Raw genomic sequence first — 20,861 nt, 5'->3', positions numbered from 1 at the left:
CCCGACGAGGCGGCCGGCCGTTCCGGACCCGCGCCCGAGCCCGGCGATGACCGTCCCGGACCGGCATCTGGACGCGGGGACGACCGTGCAGTGGTACGGGACGCCCTGGGTGTCGGTGTCGCAGTGGGACTGTCCGGGTTCGCCTTCGGGGTGACCGCGGTCGGAGCCGGGCTGGGGCTGTGGCAGAGCTGCGCACTGAGCCTCTTCGTCTTCACCGGAGCGTCGCAGTTCGCGCTGGTGGGGGCGCTCGCGGCGGGAGGCGCACCGCTCACTGCCGCGGCGGGCGCCTTCTTCCTGGGTGTGCGGAACGCCTTCTACGGACTGCGGCTGGCCACGCTGCTGCGCGTGCCGGGCCCCGTACGTCCCTTCGCGGCCCACATGGTGATCGACGAGACCGCCGCGGTGGCGCTCGCACAGCGCGACCGGCGAGGTGCCCGCCTCGGGTTCACGGTGACGGGCGTGACGGTCTTCCTCCTGTGGAACCTCACGACGCTGCTGGGCGCCGTGGGCGCGGGCGCACTGGGTGCCACGAAGACGTGGGGACTGGACGCGGCCGGGCCCGCCGTCTTCCTCGCGCTGCTGGCCCCGATGCTCCGCGGTACCGCTGCACGTGCGACCGCCGGGCTCGCGGTCGTCGTGGTGCTCAGCCTGCTCCCCGTACTGCCCGCGGGCGTGCCCGTACTGCTCGCGGCGCTGGCCGCACCAGTGGTCCTGCTGCTGCGCGGACAGTTCCATGCACGGGGGCGCGCAGGCCGTGACGCCACCGAGCCGGCCGAAGCCGGTCACACGGAGCAGGACGCCGCGCCGGGGGCGGGGCGTGGAGAGGACGGGTCATGAACGTGTGGATCGCGATCGCCGCCACTGCCCTGGGCTGCTACGCGGCCAAGCTGCTCGGGCTCTCCGTGCCTCAGGGCGTGCTGGAGCGGCCCGTCGTCAAGCGGCTGGTGACGCTGCTTCCGGTGGCACTGCTCGCCGCGCTCACCGCGCAGCAGACGTTCAGTGAGGGCGGTTCCCTGACGCTGGACGCGAGGGCTGCCGGGATCGCGGCCGCAGCCGTGGCACTGCTGGTGCGGGCGCCCTTCCTCGTGGTGATCGCCGTGGCGGTACTGGTGACCGCGGGAGTACGGGCTCTGAGCTGAGGCGTCGCAGCCCCGCGGAGATGCCGGGCGCCCAGGCGCTCGGACGCGGGGACGCGCCTCGATGTGCGCCGGTGCTGCTGCCGGGGCCGTGAGCGTGCCTCGACGAGTGCGCCGGAGGACGGCCGGACCGGAGCTGGATACTGGGCCCATGCGGTTGACGGATTTCTGGCAGCGGATGGCGGACCACTTCGGCGAGGCCTACGCCGACTCCTTCGCCCGCGACCACGTGATGTCCGAACTCGGCGGCCGTACGGTCTGCGAGGCCCTGGACGCCGGCTGGGACGCGAAGGAGATCTGGCGCACGGTGTGCGCCGTCATGGACGTGCCCGCGGAGAAGAGATGAGCCGGTGGGGTGCTGCCGCTCCGTGGCGCGGTCCCGTCCCGGCCGTTTCTGAGCAGCCGTTATGAGCAGGCCTTTCCGGAGTTATCCACAGAAATCCGGGGTGACTTGACGCAAAAATCGAACATCGATTCTTATGGAGTTCCTGGCGGGCCGGGGGAGCATCCCGCTCCCGCCCTTCCTGCCCGGAGCGGGCTCCGGGCGGATTGTCAGTGGCAGCCGCTAGCGTCGTGGACGTGAAGCGATCGACTCAAGCAAACCGGGTGGCACCGATGGCAGAAACCGACCGCGAGAAGGCGCTCGAAACAGCCCTCGCGCAGATTGAACGGCAGTTCGGCAAGGGCGCCGTGATGCGCATGGGGGAGCGGCCGAACGATCCGGTCGAGATCATCCCCACCGGGTCCACCGCACTCGACGTCGCGCTCGGCGTCGGCGGCCTGCCGCGCGGCCGTGTCGTCGAGGTGTACGGCCCGGAGTCCTCCGGCAAGACGACTCTGACCCTGCACGCGGTGGCCAACGCGCAGAAGGCGGGCGGCACGGTCGCGTTCGTGGACGCGGAGCACGCGCTCGATCCCGAGTACGCGAAGAAGCTCGGCGTCGACACGGACGGGCTGATCCTCTCCCAGCCGGACAACGGCGAGCAGGCGCTGGAAATCGTCGACATGCTCATCCGCTCCGGTGCGCTGGACCTGATCGTCATCGACTCCGTCGCGGCGCTCGTCCCGCGTGCGGAGATCGAGGGCGAGATGGGCGATTCGCACGTCGGTCTCCAGGCCCGCCTGATGAGCCAGGCGCTGCGGAAGATCACCGGTGCGCTCAACCACTCCAAGACGACGGCGATCTTCATCAACCAGCTCCGCGAGAAGGTCGGCGTGATGTTCGGCTCGCCGGAGACGACCACCGGTGGCCGGGCGCTGAAGTTCTACGCGTCGGTGCGGCTCGACATCCGCCGCATCGAGACCCTCAAGGACGGCACGGAGCCGGTGGGCAACCGGACCCGCGTGAAGGTCGTCAAGAACAAGGTGGCTCCGCCCTTCAAGCAGGCGGAGTTCGACATCCTCTACGGGCAGGGCATCAGCCGTGAGGGCGGCCTGATCGACATGGGCGTCGAGAACGGCTTCATCCGCAAATCCGGCGCCTGGTACACCTACGAGGGCGACCAGCTCGGGCAGGGCAAGGAGAACTCCCGCAACTTCCTGCGCGACAATCCGGACCTGGCCAACGAGATCGAGAAGAAGATCAAGGAGAAGCTGGGTATCGGTGTGGCTCCGGAGGAGCCCACGGGCGAGCCCGGCGTCGACGCGGCGGGCTCGGCGGCGGACGGAGCGCCTTCCGCGGCCAAGTCGGTGCCGGCACCGGCGGCGAAGACCAAGTCCGCCAAGTCCGCCGCCGCGAAGAGCTGATCCGTGACGCGGCGCAGCCAGTGGCCGGTGCGCGAAGACAGCGGTGGTCCCACCTCGTCGAGGGCCGAGGTGGGATCACCGCGCACATCACGTACGCGTATGCCACGCGGCTCCCGGCGCAGGGACGGACGGAGCACCGGCTCCGGCTCTCACGCCCGACCGCACGTGGGCCCGGAGCCCGAAGAGGATCACCTCGACCTCGACGGCGACCTCGACGGCAACCGCGACTTCGACCCTGATGGCGGGGACGAGAGCGCGGCCGGGGGTGGCCGCGGCGGAGAGGCAGTGGCCGCGGGTGGTCCGGACGGGGGTGCAGAGAAGGACCCCGTCGAGCGTGCCCGAGCCGTCTGCCTCCGCCTCCTGACGGGGACGCCCCGCACCAGGAAGCAGCTCGCCGACGCCCTGAAGAAGCGTGAGATCCCCGACGAGGCCGCCGAGGAGGTGCTCGCCCGCTTCGAAGAGGTGGGCCTGATCGACGACGCGGCATTCGCCGACGCCTGGGTCGAGTCCCGGCACCACGGCCGGGGGCTCGCCCGCCGGGCGCTCGCCCGTGAACTGCGCCTGAAGGGTGTGGAGTCGGAAGTCGTCGACGAAGCGGTCGGGCAACTCGACTCCGAACAGGAGGCGGAGACGGCCCGCGTCCTCGTGGAGAGGAAGCTGCGCAGCACCCGGGGTCTCGCCCAGGAGAAGCGCATACGACGCCTCGCCGGGATGCTGGCACGCAAGGGGTACGGCGAGGGACTTGCGCTGCGTGTGGTCCGCCAGGCGCTGGAAGAAGAGGGCGAGGACGGGGAGTTGCTGGAGCACTACCTGCCGGACGACTGACGGGCGCTGCCCCGGTCCGGTAGCCGCTCGGCCCCGAAGGGCGGATCCTGCGTACCCGACTGTTCGGTGCCGTAAGACGACGTCCACTACCGATCGGGCTCCGCCCCGACGTGACCGCGGGCCGGCGGCGCTCGCTACCGGCGCGTGTCCCGGGAAGCAGGGGAGTGCGCTCCGGTGAAGGGTCCACCGCGCAACGCGTCCGCGCATGCACGCAGTTGCGCGATGCGGGGCGCCGGCAGGGCCGTCACCAGGTGACCGTCGGGCCGTATCACCAGCACGGTGTGAGGGGCCGCGCCCGGGTAGTCCTCCGTCACCAGCAGCTCGGCCTTCAGCGGCAACGCCCCCACGGCCGCGGCGAGTTCGGGCATTATCCCGGCGGACAGCCAGTGCCTGCTGTCCCACACCCCGGTCCCCGGGGCGACGAGCACCACAAGCAGCTCGCCCCCGTTGCCGCAGAGCCGCTCGCGCAACCGGCCTCGTTCGCCGTCCAGGGCGATCACCGGTACGTCGCGCACGAGCTCCCCCGACTGCGTGGCGACACGCACCGAGTCGACAGCGCCTCGTGCCGGTGCCAGCGGTGAGCTTCTGTAGGCCGCGGGTGAGCCCAGCAGTCCCTGCCCGAGGTGCCCGTCCGTCAGCAGCTCCAGCGGCGTACGCGCACCGCCGCCGGGAAGGATGGCCCGCAGTCCGCCGCCTTCCCGGCGTACCAGCGGCAGCGCCTGGTCGACCGCGCGCAGCCGGGAGCCGACGGCGCCGCGCCGCTCCGACTCGTAGCTGTCGAGCACCACGTCGACGGCGTCCCGGTCGACGCGCGGCCCGCGCACTCCGCCCGTCTCGTGCCACACCACGGCGAGCTTCCACGCGAGGTTTGCGGCGTCCCTCAGGCCCTCGTCCACGGACTGCACCCCGAGAGCGCCCACCAGATGTGCCGCGTCCCCCGCGAGAAAGGCACGCCCCACACGCCACCGCCGGGCGAGCCGCTGGTGCGACGTGTGCACTCCCGTGTCCAGGAGCTCGTACGGGCCGGACGCCGCGGCGTCACGGCCGCCGCCCGCCGCGCCCTTGCCGGAGCCGTCGGCTCCGCTCTCGCGGTGCCAGTGGGCAAGCGTCGAATGGATGCGATCCAGCAGCGCTTCCGGCGTGACGAGGTCGCCTCGGGCCGGCAGCAGCCAGTCGAGCCGCCACACCCCGCCGGGCAGGGGGCGCGCGGTGACCTCGCTCAGTCCGCCGTCCAGATCGCGGTCCAGCAGCGCCTCCGACTCCCAGGGGAGCCGCGTCCGCAGGGCCGCGACCGCGTGCCGCTCCACGGCCGTACGTCCGGCGAAGGGCACCCCCAGCAGTTTCCGCACCGTCGAGCGCGCACCGTCGCAGCCCACCAGGTAGCTGCCGCGCCACCACGTCCCGCCGCCGTGGCCGTCCCCGCCGTCTCTGCTGCGCGGGCGCGTGTGCGCGGTGACCCCTGCCGCGTCCTGTTCGAGGATGTCCAGATGGCTGCCCGGCATGACGCGTGCCAGCTTCTCCTGTGCGAGTGCCGCGCGCAGTGCCCGCTCCAGCGCGTGCTGTTCCACGTGGAAGGGGGCGGTGGTCTCGTCGAGTTCTTTCTGGTGGACGGTCTGCCGGCGGCGCCTTGCGCGCCACGAAGTCCAGCGGGCGGCAGGGACGGCGGCTCCCGGGGCCGAGGGAAGCCATGCTGCCGTGTCGGGACGCAGTACGCAGGTGCGGGCTGCCCGCGCCGTCACTTCGCCGTCCCCGTTGTCGAGGACGAGGGAAGGCACCCCGTACCTGGCGAGGGCCAGTGAGAGGGCGAGGCCGGTCGGTCCGGCGCCGACGACGATGACTTCGGACTCGGTCACGCGCGCGTCACCGTGCGGATTCCTGCTCCGGTTCGCGTGCCGGACAGTCCCTTGCGGCAGGTGTGCGCCAGGCGTCCCGCACCGCGCGTCACCCGTGCCGCGGGAGCGGCCGGCGAAGGGGGAGTCGGCACAGGTGGAGCCTCGTGAGCGATCACGCAATGTATGCAACCCAGTGCAAGGTCACCCGTCAAGCTGCGGGGGCGGAGGCCCGGACTTGTCATGATCTGTCCGGGCCTCCGCCCCCGCCTCGTCCTTACGCTGCTCCGTCCCCGCCGGCGTACTCGGCCGGGGACGGCCCGTCAGATCGCGGCCCCTCCGCCCGCGCTGCCCATGTCGGGCGTCGCCTTCTGGGCCTCGGCGACCTTGATGCCGGTCTTCGTGCGGCGTCCGCGCCGCTCGATCCAGTTGGCCAGCGCGGAAAGAGCGAGGCACATGGCGACGTAGATGGCACCGAAGACGAGGACGACCGGAACGTAGGGGTTCTCACCGTCGACGAGGATGGTGCTGGCCATCTGACGTCCGGCGTAGAGCAGTTCCTCGTACGTGATGACGAAGCCCAGCGACGTGTCCTTGAGGGTCACCACGAGCTGGCTGACGATCGTCGGCAGCATCGACCGCACGGCCTGCGGGATCAGCACCGTCGTCATGACCTGGGTCTTGCTCATGCCCAGGGCGTACGCGGCTTCGCTCTGCCCCTTCGGCACGGCGACGATGCCCGCGCGCAGGACCTCGGCCTGTACGGCTCCGTTGTAGAGCGTGAGTCCGATGACGACGGCCCACAGCGGCTCGCTGGTGAAGAAGCCCACCCACAGCACGTAGATGGTGATCAGCAGCGGTACGGCGCGGAAGAGTTCGATGATGCCGGTGGCGACCCAGCTGACGGGCTTGTGGTCCGACAGCCGCGCCACGGCCAGCAGCACCGCGAGGACGAGCGACAGCACCCCGGCCATGGCGAACGCCTGGAGCGTGCTGACGATGCCCGTGACGATGGAGTTGCGGACGCCCGCGTAGTTGAAGATGTCCCACATGGCGCCGTCGAACTGGCCCTTGGAGGCGAGCCGGTAGACGACGAAGCCCAGCAGCGCCAGGAGGCCGGCCGTGCCGATCACGGCGTACAGGCGGTTGCGCATGCGGGCCTTGGGCCCGGGTGCGTCGAAGAGGACGGACGAGCTCATCGGGCGACCTCCAGACGGCGCTCCAGCAAGCGGAAGAGACCGCTGATCGCGAAGACGAGGACGAGGTAGGCGAGGGCCACCCAGACGAAGATGACCATGACGTTGAAGCCCTTGTCGCTCAGCACCTTCTGCACGCTGAAGAGTTCGGGGTTGTTGAAGGCGCCGGCGATGGCCGAGTTCTTCGTCAGCGCGATGATGATGCTGCTGAGAGGCGGCAGCACCGTCCGGGTCGCCTGCGGCAGTACGACCATCCGGAGCGTCTGCACGAAGGTCATGCCGAGGCTGCGGGCCGCCTCCGCCTGCCCGAGCGGCACGGTGCTGATGCCGGAGCGGACCGCCTCGCAGACGAACGCCGACGTGTAGAAGCCCAGTGCCAGCACGCCCAGGACGTACGAGCTGATGCCGGGGAAGACGACCTGCGGCAGGACGAAGAAGGCGACGAGGAACAGCAGCGTCAGCGGGGTGTTGCGCAGCAGCGTCACCCACACGGTGCCGAAGGCGCGCAGGGGCGGCACGGGTGAGACCCGGAAGCCGGCTATCAGCACGCCCAGCACGAGTGCCAGCAGAGCGCTGGTCGCGGTCAGTGAGACCGTTCCGATGAATCCGTCGCGGAACAGGTCCAGGTGATCGAGCAGAACATTCATAGGGTCTCCGCTGGGCGGTCAGGGAAATGCCGCGTCCCGTACGCCCGCCCGCGAGGCGGGCGTACGGGACGGCGGGTGACGCCGGTGGCCGGCAGGGCTTGCGGCGCGCCGGCAGCGTTCACGGAGCGCGGCGCGCCGGCAGGCCTCGCGGCGCGGACTCAGCCGCGCTCGAGGGCCGGGGGCTCCTCGAACTTCGAGCCGGAGCGGCCCAGCGTGGCGTCGTACGCCTTCTTGTAGCTGCCGTCCTTCTGGTGCGCCTCGACGGCGTCGAGCACGGCCTCCTGCAGCGCCTTGTCGTCCTTCTTCAGGCCGATGCCGTACGGCTCCTCGCTGAAGGTCTCCCCGACGACCTTGAGCTTGGTGGGACGCTCGGCGGCGTAGCCCTTGAGGATGGCGTCGTCGGTGGTCATGGCGTCGACCTGGCCGTCGAGCAGCTGCTTGACGCAGTCGGTGTACTTGCCGAACTCGACGGGCGTCGCGCCGTACTTCGACTTGTTGTCCTTGATGTTCTGCAGCGGCGTCGAGCCGGTGATCGAGCAGACCTTCTTGCCCTTGATGCTGTCCGGGCCCTTGATGGACTTCTCGTCCTTGCGGACGAGCAGGTCCTGGCCGGCCATGTAGTACGGGCCCGCGAAGCTGACCTGCTTCTTGCGCTCGTCGTTCATGGTGTAGGTGCCGACCATCAGGTCGACCTGGCCCTTGGAGATCGCGGTCTCACGGACCGAGGAGTCGATCGTCTTGAACTGGACTTCCTTCTCCGGGTCGAAGCCCAGGTCCGCCGCGACCATCTTGGCGACCTCGATGTCGAAGCCCTCGTACTCCTTGGAGGACGGGTCCTGGAAACCGAGGTAGGGCTGGTCGGACTTGGCGCCGATGATCAGCTTGCCGCGCTTCTGCGCCTTCTTGATCACGGGGGAGTCGACGTCGACGTCCTTGGCGACCTTGTAGGTCGGCAGCGCCTTCTTGTCGGTGTCGCCGCCCGGCTTGTCACCGGCGGGGCCCTCCTTGCCGCCGCAGGCGGCGGCGGAGAGGACGACGGAGAGGACCACGGCCGCCGAAGCGGCGCTCTTGCGGAACTTCATGAGAAACATCCCTTGCTCGGTATCGGTGCGTGGGGGCGTCCGGCGGTCCGGCTGTCGGTGGGGTGAGAGCCGGGGGTGCGGGAAGCCGGTCGGCGGTCGCAGGCGCCTGGGCCAGTCGGGATCGCGGCCCTCCGCTCGGCGGGCACGTCAGTGGTGGAGGATCTTCGCGAGGAAGTCCTTCGCGCGGTCGCTGCGGGGGTTGTTGAAGAACTGGTCCGGTGTCGCCTCCTCGACGATTCGGCCGTCCGCCATGAAGACGACCCTGTTCGCGGCCGAGCGTGCGAAGCCCATCTCGTGGGTGACGACGACCATCGTCATGCCTTCGTCGGCGAGCTGCTTCATGACCTCGAGGACCTCGTTGATCATCTCGGGGTCGAGCGCGGAGGTGGGCTCGTCGAAGAGCATCACCTTGGGGTCCATGGCGAGCGCGCGGGCGATGGCGACGCGCTGCTGCTGGCCTCCGGAGAGCTGCGCGGGGTACTTGTCCGCCTGGTTGCCCACGCCCACGCGGTCCAGCAGGGCGCGGGCCTTCTTCTCGGCCTCCTGCTTGTCGGTGCGCCGGACCTTGGTCTGTCCGAGCATCACGTTCTCGAGCACCGTCTTGTGCGCGAAGAGATTGAACGCCTGGAAGACCATCCCGACGTCCGCGCGCAGCTTGGCCAGCGCCTTGCCCTCCTGGGGCAGCGGCTTGCCGTCGATGGAGATGCTGCCCGAGTCGACCGTCTCGAGGCGGTTGATGGTGCGGCACAGCGTGGACTTGCCGGACCCCGAGGGCCCGATGACGACGACGACCTCCCCGCGCGAGATGGTCAGGTCGATGTCCTGGAGCACATGAAGCGCGCCGAAGTGCTTGTTGACGTTGTCCAGTACGACCAGGTCGTCCGCGGCCGGCGCGGCGTCCTTGGTCACCGATACTTCGCTCATCGGCGTGTAGCTCCGTCCTCGTCGGTTGCGAGGACACTAATGAGCGACCGCCACCAGCGTCATTACATCTGAGGGGAAATTGAGCATAACGATCGCGTCGCGAAACGGCACACTGTGCGAGCGCCTGCCCAGGCTACGGGGCTGCTTGTGCCACTGGGAACGCGCCGGAGGCGGTGGGCCGCGAGCACGTCGCCGGAGCGGCGGGGGAATTGCGCACTGTGTCGTACCGGCTGCATAACGGTACGTTCCGCGTGACCGGGAGCCCCTTGACTCACCTGCGCGAATGCGCGTGGATGCAGTGCCGGTGCAGACTCGCCGAACGGCAGGCACGACGATTCGAAGGGAGGCCGGAGTGAGGCTGCTGCTCGTCGAGGACGACAACCACGTCGCCGCGGCGCTCTCAGCGGTGCTGGAACGGCACGGCTTCGATGTGGTCCACGCTCGCAGCGGCGAGGAGGCTCTCCGGGAACTGCTGCCCGCCGACGACGCCCCTCCCTTCGGTGTCGTCCTGCTCGATCTCGGCCTCCCCGACCAGGACGGCTTCGAGGTGTGCGGGCGCATCCGGAAGATCAGCTCCACTCCCGTGATCATGGTGACCGCCCGCGGTGGGGTCCGGTCCCGGATCCACGGCCTGAACCTGGGCGCCGACGACTACGTGGTCAAGCCCTACGACACCGGTGAGCTCCTGGCGCGCATCCACGCAGTCAGCCGCCGGGCGGCCCCCGAGGACAGCGCCGACACCTCCGGCAGCGGCTCCGGCGCACCGGGCGCGCAGGGAGCGGCGGGTGCCGCCGGCGGCCCAGCCGCCGCGGACCGCACGCTCCGGCTGGGGCCGGTCACCATCGAGTTGTCCATGCGCCAGGTCTACGTCGAGGGTGCTCCTGTCGCTCTCACCCGCAAGGAGTTCGAGGTGCTGGCGCTGCTGGCGCAGCGGCCGGGTGTCGTCTTCCGGCGCGAGCAGATCATCAGCGAGGTCTGGCGCACCAGCTGGGAGGGCACCGGGCGGACCCTGGAGGTGCACATCGCGTCCCTGCGCTCGAAGCTGCAGCAGCCCGCACTGATCGAGACGGTGCGGGGTGTGGGCTACCGGCTCGTCGTGCCGTCGCAGACGGCCTAGGCGACCGGGCCGGCAGGGATCCGCGATGCATGCCCGTCTGCTACCGCTGCTGCTCGTCCTGCTGGCGGGTGTGCTCCTCGCCCTGGGCTTCCCCCTCGCGGCCAGTCAGGCCGCCGCGCAGCAGCAGCGCGTCGTGGTGGACCGGATCGACGACACCGCGCGCTTCGCCGCGCTCGCGCAGTTCGTCGCGACGTCGAGCGAGGAGGACGAACGGCGCAAGATCCTCCAGGACGAGCTCGACCGCTACCACGCCCTGTACGGCATCGACGTCGGTGTCTTCCTCCGCGACGGGCGCCCCATGGGGGTCGCGCCGGACGGATGGAAGGTCCCCGAGGACGGTCAGGGCGCCGACGCCTTCGCCGAGGCGCTGGCCGGTCGCCGCAGCCACGACCCCGCTCAGGTGTGGCCGTGGCAGGGGGACGCCCGTATCGCCGTCGCCTCGCCCGTCATCCGGGACGGCGACGTGGCCGCCGTCGTACTGACCGACTCGCCGACCGGGCAGTTGCGTTCCCGGATCGTGCGGGACTGGCTGCCGATCGCCGTGGGCGAGTTCGCCGCGATGCTGCTGGCCGTCGGCCTCGCCCTGCGGCTGACGGGCTGGGTGCTGCGGCCGGTGCGCACGCTGGACAGGGCCGCCCACGAGATCGCGCTGGGGAAGTTCAAGTCGCGGGTGGCCGCCTCCGAAGGACCACCCGAGCTGAGGCGGCTGGCCCGCTCGTTCAACGGGATGGCCGACAACGTCGAGGACGTACTGGAGCAGCAGCGGGCGTTCGTGGCGGACGCGTCGCACCAGTTGCGCAATCCGCTGGCCGCCCTGCTGCTGCGCATCGAACTGCTGGGCCTGGAACTGCCGCAAGCGCACGAGGAGTTCGAGTCCGTCCAGTCCGAGGGCAAGCGCCTCGCCCGTGTGCTGGACGACCTGCTCGACCTGGCGCTGGCCGAGCACGCCCCGGCCGACTTGCGCCTGACCGACGTGGCCGAACTGGCGGCGGAACGCGTCGCTGCGTGGCGTCCCGTCGCGGAGCGCAAGGGTGTCCGGCTGGCGTCGGAGGGCTCCGCGGCCGCCACCGGCTGGGCCGATCCCGTCGCACTGTCCAGTGCGCTCGACGCGGTGGTCGACAACGCCCTGAAGTTCACGCCCGAGGGCGGGCCGGTGACAGTGGGCGTCGCCTCCGAGGGGGACCAGGTCACGCTCACCGTCGCGGACGGCGGGCCGGGCCTCAGCGAGGAGGAGATGGAGCGCATCGGCGACCGCTTCTGGCGCAGCAACCGGCATCAGAACGTCTCGGGGTCGGGGCTGGGCCTGTCCATCACGCAGGCGCTGCTGGCCTCCGGAGGGGCGCGCATCGCCTACCGGCGCAACGAGCCCCGCGGGCTGCGTGTGGTGATCACCGTGCCGCGCACGAAACCCTCATCGGACGATCCGCCCGCCGGTCCGGGGAGCGGCCAGGCGAAGCCGAAAAGCTGACCGGTCCAAACGCTTGAGGACCTGACCGGTCCAAACGAGCCGAGGACCTGACCGTTCCGTACGGACTGCCCGGTTGGAACTGCCGGATCGCACTGCCGGGACGGCTGGGACGCGCATCCGGCGACGCGGTCCGAACGCCGTCCCGGCAGTGCACCGTCCTACTGCTGGGCCGTCTGCCTGCCCAGCCGGAGGGTGAGGATCTGGAAGGGACGCAGCGCCACCTCGACCGTGCCGTCCGCGGTCAGCTCCCGCGCCTCGGCGTCCGCGAGGGGACGCTCCAGCAGATCCGTCTCCGTCACGGAGGTGACCGGAGTGCCGGTGGAGAGCACCGTCCGCGCGCGCCCGCCGTGCGACTCGTAGAGCCGCACCACGAGGTCGCCGCTGCGGTCCTCCGCGAGCTTGACGGCCTCGACGACGACCTGGTCGTTGTCCACGCCGACCAGCGGTGCGACGTCGCTGCCGGAGCCCGTCACCGTTCGTTCCGGAAGGTTGATCCAGTGGCCCTCCCGCACGGCGTCGCCGAGCGTGGCACCCGGCGCGAACGCGAAGCGCAGCGTGTGCGTGCCCTGGTCGGTCTCGGGGTCCGGGTAACGGGGCGCCCGCAGCAGCGACAGCCGGACGGTGGTCGTCTGGCCGCCGTCCGAGCGGACTTCGCGCGTGACGTCGTGCCCGTACGTCGAGTCGTTCACGACGGCGGCACCCCAGCCGGGCTCCTCCACGTGGAGCCAGCGGTGGGCGCAGATCTCGAACTTGGCGGTCTCCCACGAGGTGTTGGTGTGCGTGGGCCGGAAGACGTGCCCGAACTGCGTCTCGGACGCGGAGCGGTCGGCCTTCACGTCCAGCGGGAAGGCGGCCTTCAGGAACTTCTCGGTCTCGTGCCAGTCCACCTCGGTCTCGACGTCGAGCACCTTCGCGCCCGCGCGCAGCGTGAGCCGCTGCACTACGGAGGAGCCCCCGAAGGAGCGGGCCACACGCACGGTGGCCCGCTCCTCGCCCGACTCCGCGAGCGCCAGTTCGTCGGTGTCCGTGAGGTCGGTGACGTTGTTGCGGTAGAAGGCGTCGACGTCCCAGGCGTCCCAGTGGTTGGGGAAGTCGGGGTGCACCTGCAGCAGGTTGGCAGCCTCGCCGGGGGCGACGCTCTCTCGCTGCGCTTCCTTGTCGTATGCCGATACGACCAGACCGCGCGCGTCCACTTCGATCCGGAGCAGCCCGTTCGCGAGGACCCAGCCACCGCCGGGGCGTTCCTCGGCCGACACGGGGGTGCCGCCGGCGCGCTCCCGGGCAGGCGCTGCGCCGCCGGCGGGGACGCCGTCCCTCGCGTGCGGTGCCGCGTTGAAGACGAGCGGGACGTCGCCCTCCCCGGCGAGGGCGGCCTGCGCCTCCCCGATGATTGCTTCGAGCTCCGCCTTCACCCGGGCGTAGGTCTCACGGGCCTCACGGTGCACCCAGGCGATCGACGAACCCGGCAGGATGTCGTGGAACTGGTGCAGCAGCACCGTCTTCCACAGCGCGTCGAGCTGTTCGTACGGGTAGGTGTGCCCTGTCCGCACCGCGGCCGTCGCCGCCCACAACTCGGCCTCGCGCAGCAGTGATTCGCTGTGCCTGTTGCCCTGCTTGGTCTTCGCCTGCGACGTGTACGTGCCCCGGTGCAGCTCCAGGTAGAGCTCGCCCGCCCACACGGGCGCCTTCTGCGCGTACTCCTCCTCCGCCTTCGAGAAGAAGGCCGACGGCTTCTCGATGGTCACGCGGGGCGAGCCCTCGAGGTCCTTCAGCCGCTCGGCGCGGGCGAGCATCTCGCGCGTGGAACCGCCGCCCCCGTCTCCCCAGCCGAAGGGGGCGAGCGAGCGGGCGGCGCCGCCCTTCTCCTGGTAGTTGCGGGCGGCGTGCGCCATCTCCTCCCCGCCGAGGTCGGAGTTGTAGGTGTCGACCGGCGGGAAGTGCGTGAAGACGCGCGTGCCGTCGATGCCCTCCCACCAGAAGGAGTGGTGGGGGAATTTGTTCGTCTCACTCCAGGAGATCTTCTGGGTCAGGAACCACTTCGCTCCCGCCAGCTTCACGATCTGCGGCATGGCCGCCGTGTAGCCGAAGGAGTCCGGCAGCCACACCTCCTTGGTGTCCACGCCGAACTCGTCGAGGAAGAACCGCTTTCCGTAGAGGAACTGCCGCACCATGGCCTCACCGCCGACCATGTTGGTGTCGGACTCCACCCACATGCCGCCGACCGGCACGAACTGGCCGTCCGCGACCTTCTTCTTGACCTTCGCGTAGACCTCCGGCCGGTGCTCCTTGATCCAGGCCAGCTGCTGCGCGGACGACATGGCGAAGATGAACTCGGGGTGGTCGTCCATGAGGTTGACCATGTTCGAAGCCGTACGGGCGACCTTCCGCACCGTCTCGCGGACAGGCCAGAGCCACGCGGAGTCGATGTGCGCGTGCCCGACGGCGCTGATGCGGTGGGCCGACGGGCGCGCCGGCGTGGACAGTACGCCACTGAGTGCGGCGCGGGCGGCGGAGGCGGTGCCAACGATGTCATGAAGGTCGACAGCATCCAGCGCGTCCTCGATGGCACGCAGCAGTTCCCAGCGCCGCGCGTCCTCGAGGGGCAGCTCACGCATCAGCGATCCGGTCACTTCGAGGTCCTGGACCAGCTCCCAGACCTCTTCCTCGAATACCGCGATCTCCATGCGCCGCAGGCGGTAGAGCGGACGGTCGCTGGCGGTGAGCTTGTCGCCCTGGTACGTGGGCGTCTGCGGGGTGTTGACGATCGGGTTGGAAGCGGCCTCGACGAACAGCTCGATCTCTTCGTCGCCGGTCGCCGAATCGGCGATGCGCACCCAGTCGTTGCGCGGATTGAGCGCCTTCACGGCCTCGCCGTCCGCCCGGTAGACGAGGCCCTCGCACTGGAAACCGGGCATGTTCCGGTCGAAGCCGAGGTCCAGCACCGCTTCGACGGTCCGGCCCCGCCACTCCTGCGGGACGCGTCCGGTGACGCGGAACCAGGTGGTGCCCCACGCGGGCCCCCACCGCTCGCCCGCCTTCGCGGGCTCGTAGGACGCGTTGAGGCCCTCGTCCACAGGCACGGGCTCGCCGGGTGCGTCCCAGCGCCCGAGGGTCAGGGGTACGGGGCTGCTGTACACCGCGGGCCTGATGCGCTCGTTCAGGACGCGGCGCAGTCGGTCCTCAACGATGCGGCGGTCGTCGTGCATGCGGCTGCTCCGATCTGTGGATCCTCGTTCCTCCTGGTAGGGACCCTGCCATCATGCGCGCCGCGAAGATAGCGCTTGTGATTCGGCCAGCGGTGGCGTAAGGGCACACCGCCGCCGGTCTGTCCGGCGGGAGGGCCGGTGCCGGCGAGCGCGAACGGCTCGCCGCGGCCCGCCTGTTGGGGCCGGAAGGAACCGCCGGGTGCGCCTGAGCCGGAGAGACGCGGAGTCCTCACAGTCCTCACGGGCGTCGAACTGCCTCGGCACCGCGCACGGACGCTGCGGCGCCTTGTGGCGCGGTGTCCACGAGGCGGAGGATGTTTCCCTCGCCCCAATCATGCGCATGCCAATGCAGGCCGTTCAGTTGAGTTCGGTTCGGAGTTTCGGGCCCCTGCCGGGCCGATGAGGAGGACGCACGTGGAGAAGACCACCAGCTCGAAGCCCGCGCGCCGGCGGCTGAGGCGGCTGTCGATCGCCGGAGCCGCGGGAACAGCCGCCGTCCTGGCACTGCTCGCGTTCCCCGCCTCAGCCGTCGTGGGGCCACCGACGGCACTGCCGGCCAACGCGGAGGAACGCGAGAAGACGTTCCAGCCCGCCTACGACTACGACACCGACGGCTGCTACGCCACCCCCGCCATAGGTCCCGACGGGACGCTGAACGAGGGGCTGAAGCTGGGCGGCGACGTCAACGGCGAGTGCCACGACGAATCCGACCTCGACAACACCAACAACTACTCGCGCGAGAAGTGCAACAACGGTTGGTGCGGGATCGTCTACGCCTCCTACTTCGAGAAGGACCAGGTCTCCCTCGGCCCGGGCAGCGCCGGCCACAGGCACGACTGGGAACACGTCGTGGTGTGGGTGAAGGACGGGAAGGCCGAGTACGTCTCGACCTCCCAGCACGGCGGGTTCGCCGTCCACAAGGCCTCGGACCTGCCGTTCGACGGCACGCACCCGAAGGTCGTCTACCACAAGGACGGGGTGAGCACGCACTGCTTCCGGGCCGCCAAGAACGACGGAGGCGACGAACCCCCGGAGAACCACAAGGGCGTGTGGCAGTACCCGGCCCTGGTCGGCTGGAACGGCTTCCCCGAGGGCGTGCGCGACAAGCTCACCGGCGCGGACTTCGGCGACGCGACCCTCGGCATCAAGGACGACACCTTCAACGCCCACCTCGCCGAGGCCAAGCCGGACGACATCCCCTTCGACCCGGACGCCTGATCCGGCGGACAGGCGGTCGGCCCGCCGGCAGGCCGTACCCAAGGGCTCGTCTCATTCAGTGAGTCTGCGGTAGCAGATGAGGATGCAGACGATGCTTGACTTGCCGTCGAACTTCGGAACAACCAAATACGACTTGGACCAGCAGATTCGCCCAACAGTAGTCGAGACCGATGGAGCATTGAATGCCACGCCAAGACACGTCGAACGCGCCGGTCTTCACTCTGTACTACATCGCTATCGATACCGAGGCCGGCGTGACGCCGGAGCAGTTCGAAACCTTTGCTCGTCATAAGGGCGTGCATATTCCCTGCTACCCCGGATGGCGCTGGACGCTGCTGCGCGGCCTGCGTGGCGAACGAGTCGGCCAATACATGATGCTGTTCGAAATCGATGACGCCGGGCAGCGCGACCACTACCTGGCGGCTGACGGCAATCAAACAGAATTGGCACGCCAGTTCTGGCGCGACCGTCCCGAGGCCCGGGAGCTTGTCCGTGAATGGAAGAAATACGGCACATTCAGCGAATTGCCCACGATTTATACCGACTACCGCTTGCTGGCGGAAAACAAGAAGAGCACCGTCGGCGATGGGCCGCGTTATCAGGAGCGCCGCCCAGGAGAAGAACCTCTCGCCCGGGTGATCGGCATCCACAATCTCGCGCTGCGCCCCGACGTCCGGGCGGATACCTTCGAAAGCTTCATCGCTGAAAACCATCATCGCATCGAGGACTATCCCGACTGGAAATTCCGCCTGCTGAAAGGCGAGCGCGGAAACCGGCTGGATCAGTATGTCGTGATGATGGAGATTGCCAGCCTCGCGGCACTTCATGCGTTCTATCCTGATGCGGACATCCCGACTGCTGAGGCTGCCGCATTCGCCAAGGCATATCGGGACACGAAGCAGATGTACGAAGAATGGAAGCAGCTGGCTTCGTTCTCCGGCTCACCGCAGATATACACCGATTACCTGTCGGTGGCGGAAAGCCTGAGCTGACGCAAGTGAGGTGATCTGCGACGGCCGCCGCCCTGCGGTCGCGCAGGTGCCTCGGGCACCACCCGTCGGAACAGCTCCCTCAATTCGCCCGGCACCAAGCGCTCCACAATCCCCACGACCGCAGGCTACCGACTGCATGCCGGCCCAAATGAGACGCGCTCTCAGGGCGGTGCGTGCCGCCGTGAGCGCGTCCCGCGGCGGCGCGAACCCCGCTGTTTCGCCGAGGGCAGACCGCGGCTGCCTTCCCCTGGGGCTGCGCGCTCCTACGCTGGGAAGGTGACCCAACACGCCGCGAACCGAGCCCGCGTCATCCCCCTGTGCCCGCCCGAGACGGCGTCGCCGCACGCACCGCACGGGCAGGGGCGCCCGCCCGTGCGGCCGTCCGCGCACCCCGGGAACCCCGCGGTGGAGCGCCCCGCCGCTCCTGGTGGTCCCGCTGCCGCGAAGGAGCCCCTCTGGAGGGACGTCGTCGGCGACGTCCTGCGGCGTGAGCGGCTCGCCCAGGACCGCACGCTCAAGGACGTCGCGGAGGCCGCCCGCATCTCGATGCCGTACCTGTCCGAGGTGGAGCGCGGTCTGAAGGAGGCGTCGTCCGAAGTGCTCGCGGCAGCCGCCAGGGCGCTCGGCCTGGATCTCGCCGGTCTCCTCGTCCTCGTGCACGAGGAGTTGGTGCGCCTCGCCGGGGTCGCTCGGGCGTCGGCGCCGCGCACGGCGCCCGCTTCGGCCACTTCGTTCCTCGCGCGCCGGCCCGACGCCGCGGGCTCCCGGCACAGCGGCGCGCGCACAAGCCCCCTGCACGGGGAGATGCGCCTCGCCGCCTGACGGCGTGTCCGGCGCCGCCGCCCCCGCTCGACGTGGCGGAACTGACGGCGGCGCCGCAACCGCGCGTCAGGCAGCAGCTTCGGCGCGTTTCGTGAGCACCTCGTCGGCGAGCCCGTACGCCACCGCCTCGTGAGCGGTGAACACCTTGTCGCGGTCCATGTCGGCGCGGAGGGTCCCGACGTCGTGGTGGGTGTGCTTGGAGAGGACCTCCTCGACCTGGGAGCGGATGCGCAGCATCTCCTTGGCCTGCAGGCTGAGATCGGAGACCGTCCCCTGGTGGCCGCCGCTCGCGGGCTGCCCCAGCAGCACACGCGAGTGATCGAGGACGAAGCGTCGTCCGGCGTCGCCGCCCGCGAGCAGAACCGCGGCGGTGGAGGCGGCCTGACCGACGCAGAACGTGGAGATCGGGGCCCCGACGAACGTCATCGTGTCGTAGATCGCCATGAGCGAAGTGAACGAGCCGCCGGGCGAGTTGATGTAGATCGACACCTCCCGCTCCGGGTTCGACGCCTCCAGGTGGAGGAGCTGTGCGATGACGACGTTCGCCACTCCGTCGTCGATCTCCGTGCCGAGGAAGATGACGCGGTCGGCCAGGAGCCGGCTGTAGATGTCGAACGCCCTCTCGCCCTGCGGAGTGCGTTCGACAACTGTCGGGATCGTGTACTGGCTCATGACAACCCCATCCGTCGCTGCGTACGGGCCGGGCGGATGTCCGTGAGCGATTCGACGACGCGGTCGGCCAGCCCGTACTCCGTCGCCTGCTCCGCCGTGAACCAGCGGTCACGATCGCTGTCGTCGGAGATCGTCCGGATGCCCTGACCGCTGTGCGACGCGGTGATCCGTTCGATCGTCCGCTTCATGAACTCGAGGTTCTCCGCCTGGATCGCGATGTCGGCGGCCGGTCCTCCGATCCCGGCGGACGGCTGGTGCATCATGATCCGCGTGTTGGGCATCACGAAGCGCTTGCCCGCCGCTCCGACAGTGAGCAGGAACTGGCCCATGCTGGCGGCGAATCCCATGGCCAGGGTCGAGACGTCGTTCGGGACGAGCTGCATGGTGTCGTAGACCGCCAGACCGGCCGTGACGGAGCCGCCGGGACTGTTGATGCACAGGCAGATGTCTGTCCTCGGGTCCTCGGCGGACAGCATGAGCAGCTGTGCGCAGACCCGGTTCGCGGAGACCTCGTCGACCTGCGTGCCCAGCAGGACGATGCGCTGTGCGACCAGCTGCTCCGCCAGGAGGTCGTCGAAGCGGGTGCGGGGAGTGTCCTCGTCGGCGCTTCGCGCGCCGCGCACCGGCTGAAGGCCGGTCGTCAGCAGGGCCATGGCTCCTCCATGTGTGGGGCGGCCGGGATGCCGCTGTCCTCCACACTCGGCGGGGTGCTGTGCCCGCCCAAGAGATCTCGGCCCCCAGCAGATTCGCCGAAGGCAGAGGCGCGAAAGGGGAGTTGCCGTGGGAGAGCGCGACGACGGGGTGCGAGGCAGGAGCGCTACGGCAGAGGTGCCGCAAAGCGGTGCACTGTCCGGCCGTCGAGCATGCAGCTGTCCGGCCGTCGAGCCGGCCGCCCCCGGGAGCCGGGCCCGCACGGACAGTGCGCTACGGCTTGACCGAGCGGTAGTAGTCCCTCGCGCCTCTGTGCAGCGCCAGCGGAGCCGTGTAGATCGCGGTACGCAGGTCGACCTTCTGTGCCGCGTGGACCTTGTCGCCGATCTGGTCGCGGCTCCTGAGGACCGCCCGCGTCACACCCTCCGTCAGTGCGGTGTCCGTACGGTCCGTGGTCACCAGCAGATTGGCCACCGCCACCGTCTTGACCGGCTCGCCCTGCTGGACGGCCGGGTACGCGTCCGGAGGCATCACCGCTGCCCGGTAGTAGCGGGTCTCGGGCTCGAGGGCGTGCAACTTCGGTACGAGGTCGCCGAGCTGGACGAGCTGGATGTTGGTCTTCGCGGCGAGCCCCTCGATCGCGTTGGTCGGCAGGCCACCCGACCAGAAGAACGCGTCGAGCTTCCCCTGCTCCAGCATGCCGGGCATCCGGTCGATCCCCGCGCGCACAGCGTGAACGTCCTTGTCGACGTCCAGCCCGGCCGCCCGCAGCAGCCTCCCCGCGATGAGGTTCACCCCGGAGCGCTCCTGGCCGACGCCCACGCGCAGTCCCTCGAGGTCCTTCGCACTGCGCACGGCGGAGCCCGCGGGTACGACGAGTTGCATGTAGTCGTCGTACAGCCGGGCACACGCGCGCAGCCGGCCGGCGCCCTTCTCCCTGTTGTCGCGGTAGGTGGCCACCGCGTCGGCGGCCGCGATCGTGAAGGAGGCCTTGCCGGACGAGACCATCTCCAGGTTCTGCACAGAGCCCTGACTGGGCAGCAGCCGCATGTCCACCCCCGGCATCTCGCGGTCCACACGCTCCTTGAGGAGCGAGCCGTAGCGCGCGTACACACCGGTGGGGACTCCCGTGGCGAACGAGACGGTGCCGCTGGGTGCGGGTTGCCCGCCGGGGATCAGCCACCACAGCAGCAGGGACAGCACCACGGCGGCCGCTGCTCCGGCACGCAGCAGTGAGCGCCGGCGCGAGCGGCCGCTGCCCGTGCCGGGGAGGATGCGGCGGAAGCTGAACATGCGCGTGATCGTGCCAGCCCGCGGCCCGGTAAGCGAG

At 70.0% G+C, this 20,861-nt stretch carries 19 protein-coding genes and 1 pseudogene; 10 read left to right on the top strand and 10 right to left on the bottom strand.

The annotated features are described in order from the left end of the window. Positions 1-90: 90 nt before the first annotated feature. The 5 genes from H181DRAFT_RS21735 (at position 91) to recX (ending at position 3,707) form a co-directional block, all read left to right on the top strand. Complete coding sequence (locus H181DRAFT_RS21735) at positions 91-837, top strand: AzlC family ABC transporter permease (protein ID WP_045866247.1); 747 nt, start codon at positions 91-93, stop codon at positions 835-837. After that, a complete protein-coding gene (locus tag H181DRAFT_RS21730; RefSeq protein WP_045866246.1) occupies positions 834-1,139 on the top strand; it encodes an AzlD domain-containing protein in 306 nt (101 codons plus the stop codon). The genes H181DRAFT_RS21735 and H181DRAFT_RS21730 overlap by 4 nt, the downstream gene beginning before the upstream one ends. A gap of 148 nt (positions 1,140-1,287) precedes the next feature. Next, positions 1,288-1,482 (top strand): DUF3046 domain-containing protein, encoded by a 195-nt coding sequence (locus tag H181DRAFT_RS21725; protein ID WP_045866245.1) that lies wholly within the window; start codon positions 1,288-1,290, stop codon positions 1,480-1,482. A 269-nt stretch (positions 1,483-1,751) separates the two neighbouring features. Further along, entirely contained in the window at positions 1,752-2,882 is a 1,131-nt protein-coding gene (gene recA / locus H181DRAFT_RS21720; RefSeq protein WP_045866244.1) for a recombinase RecA, read from the top strand. A 99-nt stretch (positions 2,883-2,981) separates the two neighbouring features. Further along, positions 2,982-3,707, top strand: coding sequence for a recombination regulator RecX (gene recX, locus H181DRAFT_RS21715; RefSeq protein WP_074467980.1), 726 nt, complete (start codon positions 2,982-2,984; stop codon positions 3,705-3,707). A 134-nt stretch (positions 3,708-3,841) separates the two neighbouring features. Here recX and H181DRAFT_RS21710 read toward each other — a convergent pair whose 3' ends face one another. The 5 genes from H181DRAFT_RS21710 to H181DRAFT_RS21690 form a co-directional block, all read right to left on the bottom strand. Beyond that, on the bottom strand, positions 3,842-5,560 hold the full coding sequence (locus H181DRAFT_RS21710) for an FAD-dependent monooxygenase (protein WP_045866243.1): 1,719 nt from the start codon (positions 5,558-5,560) through the stop codon (positions 3,842-3,844). A 299-nt stretch (positions 5,561-5,859) separates the two neighbouring features. Further along, the gene (locus H181DRAFT_RS21705) at positions 5,860-6,735 is read right to left on the bottom strand and encodes an amino acid ABC transporter permease (protein ID WP_045866242.1); all 876 of its coding nucleotides are present in this window, start codon (positions 6,733-6,735) and stop codon (positions 5,860-5,862) included. After that, complete coding sequence (locus H181DRAFT_RS21700) at positions 6,732-7,379, bottom strand: amino acid ABC transporter permease (protein WP_045866241.1); 648 nt, start codon at positions 7,377-7,379, stop codon at positions 6,732-6,734. The genes H181DRAFT_RS21705 and H181DRAFT_RS21700 overlap by 4 nt, the downstream gene beginning before the upstream one ends. Positions 7,380-7,537: 158 nt before the next feature. Further along, the gene (locus tag H181DRAFT_RS21695; protein ID WP_045866240.1) at positions 7,538-8,461 is read right to left on the bottom strand and encodes a glutamate ABC transporter substrate-binding protein; all 924 of its coding nucleotides are present in this window, start codon (positions 8,459-8,461) and stop codon (positions 7,538-7,540) included. 147 nt (positions 8,462-8,608) lie between these two features. After that, positions 8,609-9,385: an amino acid ABC transporter ATP-binding protein gene (locus H181DRAFT_RS21690; protein ID WP_045866239.1), complete on the bottom strand. Its 777-nt coding sequence runs from the start codon at positions 9,383-9,385 to the stop codon at positions 8,609-8,611. 352 nt (positions 9,386-9,737) lie between these two features. Between H181DRAFT_RS21690 and H181DRAFT_RS21685 the strand changes: the two genes are divergently transcribed. Both H181DRAFT_RS21685 and H181DRAFT_RS21680 read left to right on the top strand, forming a co-directional pair. After that, on the top strand, positions 9,738-10,502 hold the full coding sequence (locus H181DRAFT_RS21685; protein ID WP_045866238.1) for a response regulator transcription factor: 765 nt from the start codon (positions 9,738-9,740) through the stop codon (positions 10,500-10,502). Positions 10,503-10,527: 25 nt separating this feature from the next. Beyond that, entirely contained in the window at positions 10,528-11,970 is a 1,443-nt protein-coding gene (locus H181DRAFT_RS21680; RefSeq protein ID WP_045866237.1) for a sensor histidine kinase, read from the top strand. Positions 11,971-12,128: 158 nt separating this feature from the next. Here H181DRAFT_RS21680 and H181DRAFT_RS21675 read toward each other — a convergent pair whose 3' ends face one another. Continuing rightward, positions 12,129-15,176, bottom strand: coding sequence for an alpha-mannosidase (locus H181DRAFT_RS21675; protein WP_045866236.1), 3,048 nt, complete (start codon positions 15,174-15,176; stop codon positions 12,129-12,131). A 462-nt stretch (positions 15,177-15,638) separates the two neighbouring features. On the opposite strand from H181DRAFT_RS21675, the gene H181DRAFT_RS21670 reads away from it, so the two are divergent. Then, the gene (locus tag H181DRAFT_RS21670; protein ID WP_254666939.1) at positions 15,639-16,394 is read left to right on the top strand and encodes an NPP1 family protein; all 756 of its coding nucleotides are present in this window, start codon (positions 15,639-15,641) and stop codon (positions 16,392-16,394) included. A 182-nt stretch (positions 16,395-16,576) separates the two neighbouring features. Then, on the top strand, positions 16,577-17,386 hold the full coding sequence (locus H181DRAFT_RS21665; RefSeq protein ID WP_045866234.1) for a hypothetical protein: 810 nt from the start codon (positions 16,577-16,579) through the stop codon (positions 17,384-17,386). 14 nt (positions 17,387-17,400) lie between these two features. Here H181DRAFT_RS21665 and H181DRAFT_RS30030 read toward each other — a convergent pair. Beyond that, positions 17,401-17,502 (bottom strand): annotated as a pseudogene (locus H181DRAFT_RS30030) (IS5/IS1182 family transposase); the annotation flags it as partial. Positions 17,503-17,662: 160 nt separating this feature from the next. Between H181DRAFT_RS30030 and H181DRAFT_RS28540 the strand changes: the two are divergent. Then, positions 17,663-18,208, top strand: a complete 546-nt coding sequence (locus H181DRAFT_RS28540) for a helix-turn-helix domain-containing protein (RefSeq protein WP_078895902.1) — start codon at positions 17,663-17,665, stop codon at positions 18,206-18,208. 66 nt (positions 18,209-18,274) lie between these two features. On the opposite strand, the gene H181DRAFT_RS21655 is transcribed toward H181DRAFT_RS28540, so the two are convergent. The 3 genes from H181DRAFT_RS21655 to H181DRAFT_RS21645 form a co-directional block, all read right to left on the bottom strand. Beyond that, a complete protein-coding gene (locus tag H181DRAFT_RS21655; protein ID WP_045866233.1) occupies positions 18,275-18,880 on the bottom strand; it encodes a ClpP family protease in 606 nt (201 codons plus the stop codon). After that, complete coding sequence (locus H181DRAFT_RS21650; protein WP_045866232.1) at positions 18,877-19,533, bottom strand: ATP-dependent Clp protease proteolytic subunit; 657 nt, start codon at positions 19,531-19,533, stop codon at positions 18,877-18,879. Before H181DRAFT_RS21650 ends, H181DRAFT_RS21655 begins: the two co-directional genes overlap by 4 nt. Before the next feature lie 271 nt (positions 19,534-19,804). Continuing rightward, complete coding sequence (locus tag H181DRAFT_RS21645) at positions 19,805-20,824, bottom strand: TAXI family TRAP transporter solute-binding subunit (RefSeq protein ID WP_045866231.1); 1,020 nt, start codon at positions 20,822-20,824, stop codon at positions 19,805-19,807. Between the last annotated feature and the right edge of the window lie 37 nt (positions 20,825-20,861).

Origin of the sequence: Streptomyces sp. WMMB 714, assembly GCF_900090125.1 — a bacterium.
GTDB lineage: Bacteria > Actinomycetota > Actinomycetes > Streptomycetales > Streptomycetaceae > Streptomyces > Streptomyces daqingensis.
This window is presented reverse-complemented; position numbering and strand designations above follow the sequence as displayed.